At 60.8% G+C, this 15429-nt stretch carries 15 protein-coding genes; 7 read left to right on the top strand and 8 right to left on the bottom strand.

All coding sequences use genetic code 11. The features are described 5' to 3' along the window. Positions 1 to 2 precede the first annotated feature (2 nt). From phoU to PG888_RS06725, 5 genes are all read left to right on the top strand, one after another. Complete coding sequence (gene phoU, locus PG888_RS06745) at positions 3 to 713, top strand: phosphate signaling complex protein PhoU (RefSeq protein ID WP_042060395.1); 711 nt, start codon at positions 3 to 5, stop codon at positions 711 to 713. A gap of 190 nt (positions 714 to 903) precedes the next feature. Beyond that, the gene (locus tag PG888_RS06740) at positions 904 to 2223 is read left to right on the top strand and encodes a hemolysin family protein (RefSeq protein ID WP_182939329.1); all 1320 of its coding nucleotides are present in this window, start codon (positions 904 to 906) and stop codon (positions 2221 to 2223) included. Between the two features lie 19 nt (positions 2224 to 2242). Further along, positions 2243 to 2785: a hypothetical protein gene (locus PG888_RS06735; protein ID WP_069555291.1), complete on the top strand. Its 543-nt coding sequence runs from the start codon at positions 2243 to 2245 to the stop codon at positions 2783 to 2785. 293 nt (positions 2786 to 3078) lie between these two features. Next, complete coding sequence (locus tag PG888_RS06730) at positions 3079 to 3981, top strand: homocysteine S-methyltransferase family protein (protein ID WP_182939330.1); 903 nt, start codon at positions 3079 to 3081, stop codon at positions 3979 to 3981. 9 nt (positions 3982 to 3990) lie between these two features. Beyond that, positions 3991 to 5406: a basic amino acid/polyamine antiporter gene (locus PG888_RS06725; RefSeq protein WP_182939331.1), complete on the top strand. Its 1416-nt coding sequence runs from the start codon at positions 3991 to 3993 to the stop codon at positions 5404 to 5406. 113 nt (positions 5407 to 5519) lie between these two features. On the opposite strand, the gene PG888_RS06720 is transcribed toward PG888_RS06725, so the two are convergent. After that, positions 5520 to 6359 (bottom strand): sterol desaturase family protein, encoded by an 840-nt coding sequence (locus PG888_RS06720; RefSeq protein ID WP_182939332.1) that lies wholly within the window; start codon positions 6357 to 6359, stop codon positions 5520 to 5522. A 169-nt stretch (positions 6360 to 6528) separates the two neighbouring features. Between PG888_RS06720 and PG888_RS06715 the strand changes: the two genes are divergently transcribed. Next, the gene (locus PG888_RS06715) at positions 6529 to 7320 is read left to right on the top strand and encodes a substrate-binding periplasmic protein (protein ID WP_182939333.1); all 792 of its coding nucleotides are present in this window, start codon (positions 6529 to 6531) and stop codon (positions 7318 to 7320) included. A gap of 120 nt (positions 7321 to 7440) precedes the next feature. On the opposite strand, the gene PG888_RS06710 is transcribed toward PG888_RS06715, so the two are convergent. The 4 genes from PG888_RS06710 to PG888_RS06695 all read right to left on the bottom strand — a co-directional run bounded on the left by PG888_RS06710 (position 7441) and on the right by PG888_RS06695 (position 10133). Next, complete coding sequence (locus PG888_RS06710) at positions 7441 to 8184, bottom strand: amino acid ABC transporter ATP-binding protein (RefSeq protein WP_111806638.1); 744 nt, start codon at positions 8182 to 8184, stop codon at positions 7441 to 7443. Next, a complete protein-coding gene (locus tag PG888_RS06705) occupies positions 8168 to 8290 on the bottom strand; it encodes a hypothetical protein (RefSeq protein WP_257696993.1) in 123 nt (40 codons plus the stop codon). The genes PG888_RS06710 and PG888_RS06705 overlap by 17 nt, the downstream gene beginning before the upstream one ends. Then, positions 8274 to 9233, bottom strand: a complete 960-nt coding sequence (locus PG888_RS06700; RefSeq protein ID WP_042060384.1) for an amino acid ABC transporter permease — start codon at positions 9231 to 9233, stop codon at positions 8274 to 8276. The genes PG888_RS06705 and PG888_RS06700 overlap by 17 nt, the downstream gene beginning before the upstream one ends. Positions 9234 to 9332: 99 nt before the next feature. Further along, complete coding sequence (locus PG888_RS06695; RefSeq protein ID WP_042060381.1) at positions 9333 to 10133, bottom strand: transporter substrate-binding domain-containing protein; 801 nt, start codon at positions 10131 to 10133, stop codon at positions 9333 to 9335. 512 nt (positions 10134 to 10645) lie between these two features. Here PG888_RS06695 and PG888_RS06690 point away from each other — a divergent pair. Then, a complete protein-coding gene (locus tag PG888_RS06690; protein ID WP_182932554.1) occupies positions 10646 to 11779 on the top strand; it encodes a GGDEF domain-containing protein in 1134 nt (377 codons plus the stop codon). A 92-nt stretch (positions 11780 to 11871) separates the two neighbouring features. On the opposite strand, the gene PG888_RS06685 is transcribed toward PG888_RS06690, so the two are convergent. Genes PG888_RS06685 through uhpA form a run of 3 tightly spaced genes read right to left on the bottom strand, consistent with a single transcriptional unit; the run spans position 11872 to position 15335 of the window. Further along, on the bottom strand, positions 11872 to 13206 hold the full coding sequence (locus tag PG888_RS06685) for an MFS transporter (protein ID WP_182939334.1): 1335 nt from the start codon (positions 13204 to 13206) through the stop codon (positions 11872 to 11874). Between the two features lie 21 nt (positions 13207 to 13227). Then, positions 13228 to 14748 (bottom strand): signal transduction histidine-protein kinase/phosphatase UhpB, encoded by a 1521-nt coding sequence (gene uhpB, locus PG888_RS06680; protein ID WP_182939335.1) that lies wholly within the window; start codon positions 14746 to 14748, stop codon positions 13228 to 13230. Beyond that, entirely contained in the window at positions 14745 to 15335 is a 591-nt protein-coding gene (uhpA, locus tag PG888_RS06675; protein WP_005334071.1) for a transcriptional regulator UhpA, read from the bottom strand. The genes uhpB and uhpA overlap by 4 nt, the downstream gene beginning before the upstream one ends. Positions 15336 to 15429 lie beyond the last annotated feature (94 nt).

Raw genomic sequence — 15429 nt, 5'->3', positions numbered from 1 at the left:
GTATGGACAATATGAACCTCAATAAACACATCTCCGGTCAGTTCAATGCCGAGCTAGAGAGCGTGCGCAATCAGGTGCTGGTGATGGGTGGTCTGGTGGAGCAGCAGCTCACCGATGCCATCGCGGCGATCCACGATCAGGATCTCGATGCAGCGCGCAAAATCGTGGCCAACGACCACAAGGTCAACGCCATGGAAGTGGCGATCGACGAGGAGTGCACTCGCATCATCGCCAAGCGTCAGCCGACAGCGTCCGACCTGCGACTGGTGATGGCCATCATCAAGACCATCACCGATCTGGAGCGCATTGGCGACGTGGCCGACAAGATCGCCCGCATGCTGACCGACAACGCCAACAAGCCGCAGCCGCCGCTGGTGTCGCTGGAGAACATGGGCCGTCGCACCATCAAGATGCTGCACGATGTGCTCGACGCCTTCGCCCGCATGGATCTGGATGCAGCGCTGGCGGTCTACAAGGAAGATGACAAGGTAGACCGTGAGTACGAGTCCATCATCCGCGAGCTGATGACCTACATGATGGAAGATCCCCGCACCATCCCCCAGGTCCTCAACGTGTTGTGGGCGGCGCGTGCCATCGAGCGGGTCGGCGATCGCTGCCAGCACATCTGCGAGTACATCGTCTACTACGTGAAAGGCAAGGATGTGCGCCACACCAAGGCGGACGATCTGGGCTCCCTGCTGGGCAAGGGCTGACCGGAAGTGAATAAAAAGGCGCGTGAAGCGCCTTTTTTGTTGCATAACTGGTCGGAGTAAGATAAAGCCCCCAACTGGCTGTTTTCTGATAGAATACGTCCCCTGTGTGAGTCCCGGATGGACTCACGGTCCGGTCTCCCGGGCCCAGTTTGCCGTCTTGTGCTAAGGCGGGTGTAGCAATAGGTTCATCATGAGTTTTGCCGATAGTTTGTTCTTTTTAATGCTGCTGGTAGGCGGCAGTGTGTTTTTCTCCCTCTCCGAGATCTCTCTCGCCGCGTCTCGCAAAATCAAGTTGCAGGTGATGGCGGATGAAGGCAATCGCCAGGCCGAAAAGGTGCTGGCCCTGCAGGCCCAGCCGGGTAACTTTTTCACCGTGGTGCAGATTGGCCTCAATACCGTCGCCATTCTGGGCGGTATCCTGGGTGAGTCTGCCCTCAACCCCGCCATCAAGGAGATTGTCTCCCAGTTCTACCAGGGCCCCTGGCTTGGCGAGATCAGCTCCGGTGCCTCCTTCGTGTTCGTCACCGGCATGTTTATCCTGATCGCCGACCTGATGCCCAAGCGTCTGGCCATGACCATGCCCGAGCAGATTGCCGTGGTGGTGGTGCGCCCCATGCTCTTCTTCGTCACCGTGCTGATGCCGCTGGTGTGGGTCTTCAACGGGTTGGCCAACTCCCTGTTCCGCCTGCTGCGCGTCTCCACGGTGCGCAACGACGAGATCACCTCCGACGATATCTATGCGGTGATGGATGCAGGCGCTGAGGCCGGCGTTATCCAGCGCGAGGAGCATCAGCTCATCGAGAACGTGTTCGAGCTGCAATCCCTTGGCGTTACCTCCGCCATGACGGCCCGCGAGAGCCTGATCTACTTCACCCTGCAAGAGAGTGAAGAGAGCATCAAGGCGAAGATCGCCGAGCACCCTCACAACAAGTTTCTGGTCTGTGACCACAACCTCGACAGCATCAAGGGCTTCGTCGATGCCAAAGAGCTGCTGATCCGCGTCATCAGTGGCCAAAGCATCGATCTCATCGGCGGCAATCTGGTGCAGAACGTCATCATCATCCCCGATACCCTGAACCTCTATGAGGCGATGGAGTACTTCAAAAATCATCGTGGCGACTTTGCCGTGGTGATGAACGAGTACGCGCTGGTGGTGGGGATCGTCACCATGAACGACCTGATGAGTACCGTGATGGGCGAGTGGGCGACTCACGTGGTGGAAGAGCAGATCGTCCAGCGTGACGAGAACTCCTGGCTGGTGGACGGGGTGACCCCTATCTCCGACGTGATGCGCGCCTTCGATATCGAAGAGTTCCCCGAGAACCAGAACTACGAGACCATTGCCGGCTTCATCATGTATATGCTGCGCAAGATCCCCAAGCGCACCGACTCGGTCAAATACGCCGGTTACAAGTTCGAAGTGGTGGATATCGACAGTTACAAGATTGATCAGCTGCTGGTTACCCGGGTCGAACCGGCTGTGGCCGAGAAGCCAGCTCAGGAATCGTAAAAGGAGCGACATAAGAGTCATGAAGATGCAGTCTCATTCCCGTGCGCTGGCCTGTGTCGCGCTCGCCCTGGCACTGGGTGCCTGTAGTCAGAGTGCGCCGCGCAAAGCCACAGTGGCAGCCAAGCCGGTTGCCCCCAAGCCTGCCGTGGTGGTGCCGCAGCCGGATCCCGATGCGGTGGTGCAAAGCGGCATGGCAGAGCCGAGCCCGGTCTTTGATGAGCAGTATCATGGCCCGGATCAGGGGTCGCTGGAGTCGGTGACCGCCCTGTTTGCCCGTGGCTACATCGAGTCCGCCATGCGCGAGACCATGCTGGCGGCGGTGCACAACGACTATCCTCTGCTCGGCATGCGGGATGTGCGGTTGACCGATCCGGTCTCCAAATTCCTCACCTCCGAGCATGCGGCCACCACGGCCCATGACTACCTCTATGCGGGTGTACAGCGTCGCCTCGGTCGTCCTCTCAGCCCTGCCCAGTGGGAGCAGATCTGGCGCGGTCTGCCGCAGCAGGGTCGGGTCTCGGACTGGGTCAAGCAGATCAAGCGAGTGCTGGCCGGGCGTTAAGTCGCCAGCGGATCAAGATTGTGATGAGGCCACCTTCGGGTGGCCTCTTGCATTTCTGCGTTTGCCTCGCCGTTTGCACGCTGATTTCTGCTGATACTGATTGCCGCCCGTGGCACTTTGTTTTATCTTGTTTTGGCCATCTAAACATCTATATGTTTTTATGGCTGTATAATAAAAGGGCTTCCCAGGATGAAGCAGGACGATCTGCAGCGATTCGATGCGAAACCGCAGATCAACAAAACAAACAGATAAATACGCAAATAAACAACGCATATAACAAAGAGACACGACAGATGAAAACCAGGGAATTGTGGGTGCTTGATGGGGGCATGGGGCGCGAGTTGGCACGGCGGGGGGCACCGTTTCGTCAACCCGAGTGGTCGGCGCTGGCCTTGATGGAGGCGCCAGAGACGGTGCGTGACGTGCATCAGGCCTATGTGGCTAGCGGGGCCAGGGTCATCACCACCAACAGCTATGCGCTGGTGCCGTTTCATATCGGCGATGAGCGTTTCTTTGCCGACGGGGAGGGGTTGGCAGCGCTGGCTGGTCAGCTGGCCCGTGAGGTGGCTGACGAGCAGAAGGGCGCCGTGCAGGTGGCGGGTTCTCTGCCACCGCTCTTTGGCTCCTACCGTGCCGACCTGTTCAAGGCGGACCGGGTGAGCGAGCTGGCCACACCGCTTATCCGGGCGCTATCCCCTTATGTGGATATCTGGCTGGCCGAGACCATGAGCCTGATTGCCGAGCCACTGGCCCTGAAAGCGCTGCTGCCTGATGACGGCAAGCCGTTCTGGGTCTCCTTCACGCTGGAAGATGAGGCGCCGTGCAACGAACCGCGACTGCGTTCCGGCGAGCAGGTGGCCGATGCGGTAACCTCGCTGGTGGCGGCCGGGGTCGATGCCATCCTGTTCAACTGCTGTCAGCCCGAGGTGATTGAGGGGGCGCTCGAGGTGGCCAGCACCCGATTGCAGGCGCTGGGCCGCGCTGACATTCGCCTCGGTGCCTATGCCAACGCCTTCCCGCCGCAACCCAAAGAGGCCACCGCCAACGACGGGCTGGACGAGATCCGCGCCGATCTGGGGCCGCTGGATTATCTCGGCTGGGCCGAGCGCTGGCGCGGGGCCGGGGCGAATTTGATCGGCGGTTGCTGCGGTATCGGCCCCGAGCATGTTCAGGCGCTGAGCAGCCGGCTGCGCTAAGGAGCTTCCATGAAAGAGAACAAGATTGGGCTCTGGTCTCTCACCGCGCTGGTGTTCAGCTCCATGGTGGGGGCGGGGATTTTTAGCCTGCCCCAGAACATGGCCGAGGTGGCAGGCGCCCGCGCCGTGCTGATCGGCTGGGGTGTGACCGGGGTGGGCATCCTGGCGCTCGCCATGAGTTTTCTCTATCTGTCGCGGCTCAGGCCGGATCTCGACGGCGGCATCTATAGCTTCGCCCGCGCCGGTTTTGGCGATCTGGTGGGCTTCTTCTCCGCCTGGGGATATTGGCTCTGTGCCACCATCGGCGTGGTGGGCTATCTGGTGATCGCCTTTGCGGCGCTGGGCAGCTTTATCGATACCCCCGAGCAGATCTGGTTTGGTGATGGCAATACCCTGGCGGCGTTTGTCGGTGAATCCTGCATCCTCTGGGCGGTGCACCTGCTGGTGGCCCGTGGTGTGCAGCAGGCGGCGTTGTTCAATCTGGTGGCGACTCTGGCCAAGAGCCTGCCGCTGCTGCTGTTTATCCTGTTCGCCTGCTACTGGTTCGATCCGGTCACCTTCGCGGCGGATCAGCAGGGCAGCACCCTGGCGGTGCCGGTCTCCGAGCAGGTGCGCAACACCATGCTGATCACCCTCTGGGTCTTTACCGGCATCGAGGGGGCGGCAGTGCTGTCGGCCCGCGCCAGAAACCGACGGGATGTGGGCACGGCCACCGTGCTCGGCGTGGTGTTGGCGCTGCTGCTCTATGTGCTTATCTCGGTGCTGGCGCTGGGGATATTGAGTCGCCCCGAACTGGCTGCCCTGCCCAACCCCTCCATGGCAGGGCTGATGGCCCAGATGACCGGCTCCTGGGGCAAGGTGCTGATCAGTGTCGGCCTTATCGTCTCGGTGCTCGCCTCTTACGTGAGCTGGACCCTGTTCTCGGCCGAGGTGCCGTTCAGCGCGGCCCGTCACGGTGCGTTTCCCGCCATCTTCCGGCGCCAGAACCGCAACGGCACCCCCATCGCATCGCTCTGGCTCACCAGTCTGACGGTGCAGACATGCCTGCTGTTGGTGTGGCTGCTCGGCAAGGGCTACACCAGCTTATTGCTTATCTCGACCTCGATGATCCTGGTGCCCTACCTGCTGATCGGCCTGTTTCTGCTCAAGCTCTCGTTCAGCAGGAAGGGGGACGGAGGGCAGGGCCAGAGCCTGATGCGGACGGTGGCACTGGTATCGAGTGGTTACGGCTTCTGGCTGCTCTATGCCGCCGGGGTGGAGTATCTGCTGCTCTCCTTACTGCTCTACGGGCCGGGCCTGCTGCTGTTTCTCTACAGCCGCCGTCAGCTGGGGGCGGATCTGCGCCTGAGCGGCCGCGAGCGATGGCTGGCCGGAGTGACCTTGCTGAGCCTGATCCCCGCCGTCTGGTCGTTCGCCCATCTCTGATATCGAAGATGTGATTGACCATATAAAGAGAGCGCCACCGTGGCGCTCTCTTTGTTATCAGGGACTGGTTATCAGGGACTTGCTATCCGGACTTTGTTATTTGGGGCGAGGGCTCAGCGACTGGCAGGCCCGGCCGGTTTGCCAAACAAAACGGCGAGCTTTTGTCGCCATGGCAGGCCTCGGGCATCACGCAGCATGTCGCGCCACTCATGGAAGGTGAGAGTGAGGGGGTTGAAGCTGTGGATCGGCTTGGTGATGCCAAAGCGACACGGCTCGGCCGGGTCTTCTTCGACAAAGGTGCCGAACAGCCGATCCCAGATAATCAGCACCCCGGCAAAGTTGCGGTCTATGTACTTGGCGTTGCTGGCGTGGTGCACCCTGTGGTGGGAGGGGGTGTTGAAGATCCACTCAAGCCAGCCGAGTTTGCCCACCACCTGGGTGTGGACGAAGAACTGGAAGCCCAGGTTGAGCAGCACGGTGGCGACCACCGCCTCGGGCGGGAAGCCGATGACAATCATCGGGATCCAGAACAGCCACATGCCGGAGATTGGGTACATCAGGCTCTGGCGAAAGGCGGTGGAGAGGTTGAGTCGCTCCGAGCTGTGGTGCACCACATGGGACGCCCACAACCAGCGCACATGGTGGCTGGTGAAGTGGAACAGCCAGTAGCAGAGATCCTGCAACAGGAACAGCAGCAGCACGCTCCAGAGGTTCAGCTCGATATCGAACAGCCGCCAGCCCCAGAGGGTGTCATACAGATAAGCGATGGCGATGGCCGCCAGCGCATCGCCTCCCTGATGCATCAGGGCCAGCGCGGCGTTGGCGAACAAGTCTCGCCACTGGTAGGTGGCGGTGGGGAAGGCGGCGCCATGTTTGCGCAGGTAGAGCATCTCCCAGCCGACAAAGGCCAGAAAAATCGGGGAGAGGTAGAGCAGAAGCAGTTGCACATCCATAGCGGCCATCCATTCAGAGCAATTGCTCTCCAGCATAAAGGATGGCTTTAATAATTCATTAACATTTTCCGTCGGCGTAGAAATAGCGGAAAAGAGGGTGCTGCAACCGCAGAGGAAGGCACGGCGGATGGCTATGCTTGATGCAGGCTTGTTCAGGAGGATCTGGCTTATGCGCGTATGGTGCTGCTTGTTGCTGGGGTTGTGCATGATGGCGCACGCCAAGACCCGGGTCGAGATCCTGGCGGATGCCGCCTATCCCCCCTACTCCTGGCAGGAGGGGGAGGAGGTCAGGGGTATCTATGCCGATATCATTCGTGAAGTGACAGCTTCCATGAGTGACTATGAGGTGGTGCTCAAACCCATGCCCTGGCGCCGCGGCCTGAGCCTGGTGGAGCGGGGCAGTGCGTTTGCCATTTTCCCTCCCTACTATCTGCCCGATGCTCGCCCTTATATCTGGCCCTACTCCCAGCCGATACTCGATGAAGAGCTGGTAGTGATGTGCGGCGCCAGTGTGGCAGCCAATACCCCGCAGGCACGGTTTCCTGATGACTACAGCGGTCTTCGCTTCGGAATCAATGCCGGTTTCACCGTGGGAGGCGATCTCTTCTGGCAGGCAGTGAAAGAGAAGCAGATCGATGTGGAGGAGGTGAAAAGCAATCGGGAAAATCTGCTCAAGATAGTGCGTGGCCGTATCGACTGCACCGTCAATGACCGTATCTCGCTGCTCTATGAACTGTTCAAAATGATACAGGGATCGCAACTGGCGGTGACCGATATGTCCTTGCTCAAGCAGGGCCCCGTGCTCAGCAAGGAGCAGGGGTTTCTCGGTTACAGCCGCAAGGGGGAGTTCCCCTACAAGCAGGCCTTTATCGAGCAGTTTGACAAGGAGCTTTACCTGCTCAAGAAACGTGACGGGGTGAGGAGCATCGTGGAGCGCTATCTGGGAAAGTCCCCGCGCTGAGCCGATGAGAGGGGGACTCGGGTTCAGCGGATGGGGGGCTCCTGCATGAAGAACACCCTGCATGAAGAACAAGAAGAGGGACCCTGGGTCCCTCTTCGTCTATCCACTGTGTTGTGGTCGCTACAGCACCTGACTCAGGAACTGGCGCAGACGCGGAGAGGGGGGATTGTCGAAGAAGTCGGCAGGCTTCTCATCCACCAGCAGTTCGCCACTCTCCATAAAGAGCACCCGATCCGCCACTTCGCGGGCAAAGCCCATCTCGTGGGTCACCACCACCATGGTCATCCCCTCGCGGGCCAGCCCCTTCATCACATCCAGCACTTCACCCACCATCTCGGGGTCCAGCGCACTGGTCGGCTCGTCAAACAGCATGATGCGCGGCTGCATGGCGAGCGCCCGGGCGATCGCCACCCGCTGCTGCTGACCGCCGGAGAGCTGGGACGGGTAGCTGGCCGCTTTCACCGACAGTCCCACTTTCAGCAGCAGCGCCTTGGCTCTGTCTTCGGCATCACGGCGCGACAGGCCGCGCACCTTCTGCGGGGCGAGGGTGATGTTGTCCAGTACCGTCAGGTGGGGGAAGAGGTTGAAGGACTGGAACACCATGCCCACCTCTTCCCGCAGCTTGTTGACGTCGCCCGGCTCGGTCAGGCAGATGCCATCGACCACGATGTTGCCGTCGTTGATGGTCTCCAGTTGGTTGAGGGTGCGCAGGAAGGTCGATTTGCCCGAGCCGCTGGGGCCGACGATCACCACCACTTCCCCTTCAGCCACCTGGGTGCTGACGTTTTTCAGGGCGTGCACCTCGGTGCCGTAGAACTTCTCTACGCCGGTCGCCTTGATGATGGGATCAGTTGCTGTACGCATATTTCGCCTCCAGAAAACGAACCGGGAAGGCGCTGGGGGTACCGGTGATGGCAGCACTTATCGATGCCTGTTGCACCTTGATAATGGGATCAGTTGCTGCGCGCATATTTCACCTCGAGACGACGCACCAGGAAAGAGAGGGTGCCGGTGAGCACCAGATAGAGCAGGGCCACGGTAAACCACACCTCGAACGGGCTGAAGGTGGAGCTGACCACCTCGCGTCCCGCCTTGGTCAGATCGGTGATGGAGATGACCGAGACCAGCGAGGAGTCCTTGATCAGGTTGATGAACTGGCCTGCCAGCGGCGGCAGCACCCGTTTGAACGCCTGCGGCAGAATGACGTAGCGCATGGTCTGGGCCGAGGTCATACCCAGGCTGCGGCCCGCCTCCATCTGCCCCTTGTGGATGGAGCTGATACCGGCGCGGACGATCTCCGCCACATAGGCGCCGGTAAAGACCGCCAGCGCGGCGACCCCGGCGGTGAAGCGATCGAGGTTCAGCACGGTGCCGATAAAGAAGTAGACGATGAAGATCTGCACCAGCAGCGGCGTGCCGCGGATGAGCTCCACGTAAGTGACCGCCAGATTGCGCAGGGCTGGGTTGGGGGAGAGACGCGCCAGCCCGGCCAGCGTGCCGAGCAGGATGGCGAAGATGCCCGCCACCAGCGAGAGCTTGACGGTGACCCAGACGCCCCAGGCGATGGGGCCTGCGGTCCAGCTCAGCTGGGTGTCGAGGGTATCGCCACGAAAAATGGTATCCCCTTCGGCGACTTGTACGCCGGTGCTGGCGATGGCTTGCCGCACATTGGGGTCGAGATCGTCTTGCAGGAACAGCTTGCCCTTCTCGGCCTCGCTGGTGCCTGCAATCACGGTGCCGTCAAATTCGGCCAGATTCTTCTGTTCCGCCTGATAGGCGATGTATTGGGGAATGCGTTCCCAGCGCCAGGTGTAATCCACGGACTGGACAGCCTTGTAGATGCCGAATACCGCAACCAGCAGCATCAGCAGGAAGACGCCCTGCCAGAGTAGCTGATTGGGCTGTTTTTCCATCTGTCTTGTCGGTTTGGGTGTGTGCACAGTCACAACCTCTTCTCGTTATTGTGTGGGGAGCTGCGTGGTGCAGGGGCGGCATATGCCGCCCCCCGGAGGTTATTTGAGCTGGTTCAGCCAGGTATTGGATTCGAACCACTTCTTGTAGAGACGGTCGTAGCTGCCATCGCCCTTGATCTGGCGCAGGTAGTTGTTAAACCAGTTGAGGGTGTCCTGATCCCCTTTGCGGATGGCCCAGGCCAGTGGCTCGAAGGTGAACGGCTTGTCGAGGTGCACCACGGCGCCCTGATTCTGGGAGGCGAAGATGGCGTTGTAGGGCAGGTCATAGACGAAGGCATCGACCTTGCCGTTGATCACTTCCAGCTTGGCGTCATCCTGGGTTTCAAACTGCAGCAGGGTGGCTTTGGGGATCAGGCGCTTGACCGCCTGCTCGCCGGTGGTGCCGAGCTTGACCGCGATCTTGTACTTGGGATCGTTGAGGTCGGTGAAGGATTTGATTTCGCCCGCTTTCTCTTTGCGCAGGACTATGGTCTGGCCGACCACGATGTAAGGATCGGCGAAGTTGACTCGCAGGTTGCGCTGGGGAGTGACGGTCATGCCGCCCATGATGACGTCGAACTTGTTGGTCAAGAGCGCCGGAATGATGCCATCCCAGGCGGTGTTGACGAACTCGACCTTCACGCCCATCTCTTTGGCGACCATCTTGGCCAGATCCACGTCAAAGCCGATGTATTGGCCCTGCTTGTTGGTCATTTCAAAGGGTTGATAGCCCGCATCGAAGCCAACTCGCAGCACGCCGCGTTCGAGCACGGCATCCAGGGTGGACGTGGGGGCTGGGGTCGGCGCCGCCGTGGCGATCCCGCAAAACAGCAGGGTAGAAAGAATCAGTTTTTTGATCATAAGTGACGTCTCTGTCGGTGGTGTGTTCGGCCTTGAACCTGATCCCGTGCGACTCCGTGGCACAAGAGACTGCTGCATCCGGCAACAGGCAAGACAGGATGAATGTCTTGAGCGGGACAAAAGCCCCATATGAGATGCTATGAATAGTGGTTGAGTGAAAAATGTACCAAAAACAGATTGTGTCAGAAGACTCAACAGGTTAGAGACATTTATTGCTCATGGCTTCATTCATAAAATCACACGAAAACAACATATCTATCTAATGGGGTGGGTTCAAGCCCAAATTGTGCCCAAGACATTTTGTTACATAGCGAGGGGCTCGCATGTGGCTTTTGTCGGGGGGATCTCATCAGCGGGTATGCATCGAGCCTGTGGTGACGGAATGGCGATAGTGATCCAGCAGCGCGAAAAACCGGCGAACAGGATGTTTTTATTGTGAAAACAGTCAGGTCCCTCTGGGTCTAGGCAAACGCTTCTCATATACTCAGTTACCCTCTCTGTATGGCTTTGGTATGGACGCCTCACTACTGCTCAAGCTGGATATTTTTACCTTGATGATCATGGCCTTGTGTGGCTATTGTCTCGGTTTCCTCACGCTCACCATCATTCGCGTGACTCACCACGATATTCCCGGCGTCGGGGTCTGGTGGTGGTCCAGCCTGTTTGCCATGCTGGGTCAGGCGGGATTCGCCAGTCTGCTGCTGACCCCCACGCCTTATGGCTCCTGGGTTGGCAATGTATTCCTGATTTTTCATGTGTTGTTGCTGCTGGTCGCCCAGCGCTGTTTCTTCCGTCAACCGCCCGGCTGGCGCGCTTGCTGGGGGTTCATCCTGCTGTTTGCCGCCATCATGACCTGGTCGGTCGCCATCGATGGCCGGATTGCGGTGCGGGTGATGATCAGCAGCGCCACCTTCCTCGTGCTCAGTACGCTGATCATCTGGCAGCTCTGGCGCCACGGCCGCCCTGATTATCAGGTGGCGGTCTGGGTGCTGATTGGCCTCAATCTGGTGCTGATTGCCATGACCCTGATGCGGATATGTGCCGTCTGGGGCGAGGTGATTGAAAGCCCGTTCCAGCGCCAGCTGTTCAATGTGTTGCCCTATGTATCCATGCTGGTGGGCAGCTCCATGCTTACCTTCGGGGTGCTGCTGCTCTGCAACCAGCACCGGGCGCTGGAGCTGCGCTATCAGGCCAGTCATGACCCGCTGACCGGGTTGTTCAATCGTCGCGGTTTTATGGAACGTCTGGCCCGGGGACGGCCGGCACAACAGGGGGCGTTGGTGGTGCTCGATCTGGATGATTTCAAGCAGGTCAACGATCGGCATGGTCATGAGGTGGGCGATCGGGTGCTGGAGCGGGTCGGGCTGGCGCTGCGCGAGCTGGAGGGGGTGTTGGCCGGTCGCTTTGGGGGCGAGGAGTTTGTGCTGTTGTTTCGCCATGCCACCGCAGAGGAGGCGATCGCCCGTTGCCAGTCACTGCTGGTTCAGCTTGCGGCCAGCGAGGTAGAGGGGATCCATATTACCGTCAGCATGGGGGTCGCCCACTGGCAGGGAGAGTGGCATTTCGACCACCTGTTCCGGCGCGCCGATGACGCCCTCTATCGGGCCAAGCGGGAAGGGAAGAATAGGGTCTGTCAGGCGGCCTGAGGCAGGAATAGATTCAGGGATAAAGGCAGGGCGCGGTGATCCGCGCCCTGCCTACTTCCGCTTGCCGGATCTGGCTTGCCAGATGCCAGCCGTTACTCTGACGCTGCTTGAGCCGTTCTGGGGGCCTGCGCCTTGAGGAAGGGGAGCAGCAGCAGGGCCGAGACGCCGGCCGCCACCGAGATCACCACGAAGAAGCCGTTCCAGTGCCAGATCTCCATCACCTTGGCCAGCGGATAGCCCGACAGCGCCGCCCCCATGTAGGCAAAGAGACCGACAAAGCCGGTGGCCGCCCCCGCCGAATTTTTATGGGAGCACTCCGCCGCTGCCATGCCGATCAGCATCTGCGGGCCAAACACGAAGAAACCGATGGTAAAGAAGCAGGCCGCCTGCATCACATAGCTGAAGAAGGGCATCAGCCAGAGCGATCCCACCGCCAGCAGGATCCCCACCGCAAAGATCAGGTTCATCGGGCCACGGTTGCCGTTGAACAGCTTGTCCGATCCCCAGCCCGCCACCAGGGCGCCGATAAAGCCCCCCACCTCGAACATCGAAATAGCCGAGTTGGCGCTCATCAGATTGAAGCCACGCTGCTCGGTCATATAGAGGTTGCCCCAGTCGTTGATGGCGGTGCGCACCACATAGACCAGCACATAACAGCAGGCCAGCAGCCAGATATAGGGGTTGCCCAGCACATATTTGCGCAGGATCTGGCGGTGGGAGAGCCCCGCATCCTGGGTCTGCTGGGCCAGCTCCATGGCGTCCTTGCGCCACTCGCCCACAGTCGGCAGCCCCATGGCGCTCGGGGTATCCCGCAGCCGCCAGCAGAGGAACAACCCCGCCACGATGGCGATAAGGCCGGGCACTATCATGCCGTAGCGCCAGCCATGTTGCAGGGCAATGGTGCTGACGATAAGGGGGATGAGCGCCCCGCCGACGTTGTGGGCGGTGTTCCAGGCCGACCACCAGACTCCGCGCTCGGTGCGCGAATACCAGCTGGTGAGCAGCTTGGAGCAGGGGGGCCAGCCCCAGCCCTGAAAGAAGGCGTTGGCGACCCAGAGGGCGGCAAACATCCAGAGTGCCGACGAGAGGCCGAACAGGATATTGATGACCCCGGTGGCCATCAAGCCAATCCCCATGAAGTAGCGCGGGTTGGCGCGGTCGCTGATGATGCCGGAGAAGAACTTGGAGCAGCCGTAGGTGATGTAGAACAGGGTCCAGAGCATGCCGATGTCGGACTTGTCCAGCATCCCGCTCGCCAGCATGTCCGGCATGGCGAAGTTGAAGCTCTTGCGGGTGAAGTAGAAGACCGCATAGCCCAGATACATGGTCAGCAGCAGATGCAGTCGCCAGTGGCGATAAGTGGCATCAATCTCGGCCTGCTCACGAATGAGCGGCTGGGGCGGCGCGCTTCTCATAAAACTCAGCACAGGCTGGCCCTCCGGTGGTGATTAGCCATGACTCTCTTCCCGTCTGCGACTGGGCAGGTTGACCGTCAGCTGGGTGCCGTGGATGCAGGAGAGTTGCATGCTGCCCCCGAGCGCCTGTACCCGCTCGCGAATGCCGAGCAGGCCATAGCCCTGTTGCGGCCGACTCTGTGGCAGGCCGCGGCCATCATCTTCCAGCACCAGTTGCAGCTGCTCGCCGCTGGCCCGGGCGCGAATGGTGACCGAGTGGGCATTGGCATGTTTGACCACGTTGTTGAGCCCCTCCTGACAGACCCGAAACAGGGTGACCCGCTGGGCATCGGAGAGATCCCCATCCGCCAGCTGCCACTCCAGCCGGGTGACGATGCCGTGACGCTCCAGCTCCAGCTCCCGCAACAGACTGCGTACCGCCTGCTCCAGAGTCATGTCGTCGAGCTGACGCGGGCGCAGCCGCCCGAGCAGACCGCGTACCGCGTCATAGATCCCGAGCGACAGCGTGTCGATGAGGGCGCTGCTCTGGCCCACCCCGGCGTTGTCGGGGGCGAGGCGGCGCACTATGCCAGCCTGGGTACGAATGGCTGTGATGGTCTGGCCGATGTCGTCGTGCAGCTCGCGCGCCACCTCCTTGCGGATACTCTCCTCGGTCTCCAGCAGCCGCTCGGTGAGCTGGCGATTATGGGCGAGCTGGCGGGTCAGCGCCTGATTGAGTTCGCGCTGGCGCTGGATCCCGGCGCCGAGCAGCAGGCCGGTGAGGCTCTGGGCCAGCAATGAGAGCAGCAAGTCGAGGGGGTGATCGTGCCAGGCCTGACTGGCCAGCAGGGCGATGGTGTTCATCAGGGTGGCGAGCAGCGCCCCCTGCCAGCCGTAGCGCCACGCCATGGCGATGATGGGGATGGCCAGACAAAACGGGGTGAAGCGCACCAGCGAGTTGGGCAATCCCAGTTGCAGCCAGAGGCTCAATATGAACAGCAGCAGATACCAGACCAGATGGCGAAAGCGCCACTCCACCGGCTGATCCACCAGCGCAGGCCCCAGCGGCACCCAGGTGGCGCGGGTGAGGTAGTGCCAGATCAGCATGCAGGTGGAGGTGAGGGTCAGCCCGCCGGTCAGGCTGAGCAGCAGGGCCGAGAGGCCATCTTCCCCGGCCAGATGCCAGAGCAGGGCTTGCAGCAGCGCCGCCGCCGTGACGGTGGCGAGCAGCAGCAACAGTTGCTGCCAGTCGTTGCGCACCTGTTGGCGACGGGCAATCAGCAGCGGTAGCAGGGTCAGCAGACTGCCCGCGACCAGCCACGGCCAGTGGGGGAGCCCTACCTCCAGATTGAGCCAGTAGAGCAGCAGCCCTTCGCACAGCAACAGCGGCGGCCAGTAGTGGCCGGGACTTTGCAACAACAACCCGAGGCGAAGGCCGAAGGGGAATAGCAGCACCGCCAGCGCCGGGCCACCCGCCAGATGCAGGCTGATGCTCCAGAGGCAAAACCAGCCGGCGGCAAAAATGAAGCAGGCCGCCAGCGCGATGGCGACATAGCTGGCAAAACGGGAGATCACCAGCTATCCAGCATGCGGTGGGCCAGCTCGACGTTGTTGCTGACCTTGAGCTTGTCCATCAGGTTGGCGCGATGGACGTGGACGGTTTTGGGGGAGAGGCCGAGCTGCTCGGCGATGGCCTTCACCTCCAGCCCCTGTGCCAGCAATTGGGCAATCTCCCGCTCCCGATTGGTGAGGGGATCCCGGCTGCTGCTGGCCAGTTTCTGGGCGATGTCCGGCGTCAGATAACACCCCCCCTGGGCGGCGGTGCGCACCGCGGCGATCAGCTCGTCCGGACTGCAGCGCTTGGAGAGAAATCCTTTGGCACCGGTCTGCAGTGCCTGCTCGATGAGGGCGGGGCTGTCGTGTACCGAGAGCATCACCACCGCGAGACCGGAGGGGAGCTGCTTGAGCAGATCCAGCCCCGATTGGTCGGGCATCGAGATGTCGCAGACGCAGACTCGCGCCCCGCTGCCGGGCAGGCCGGCAAGGGCGTCGCTGGCGGAGCCGAATTCGGCGACCACCTGCAGGTCGGGCTCCAGATTGAGCAGTTGGGCAAAACCGGATCGGACGATCTGGTGATCGTCGATGAGGGCAATTTTTATCATGATGTCAGCCTGAAATTCGGTGCGTCATGACCATGACGCGGCCAACAAGATACCTGCCCCCTGAGTCAGGCTCAAGGGGCGGAGGACGATAGGG

The organism is Aeromonas sp. QDB23, from assembly GCF_027707745.1.
Classification (GTDB): domain Bacteria; phylum Pseudomonadota; class Gammaproteobacteria; order Enterobacterales; family Aeromonadaceae; genus Aeromonas; species Aeromonas allosaccharophila.
This window is presented reverse-complemented; position numbering and strand designations above follow the sequence as displayed.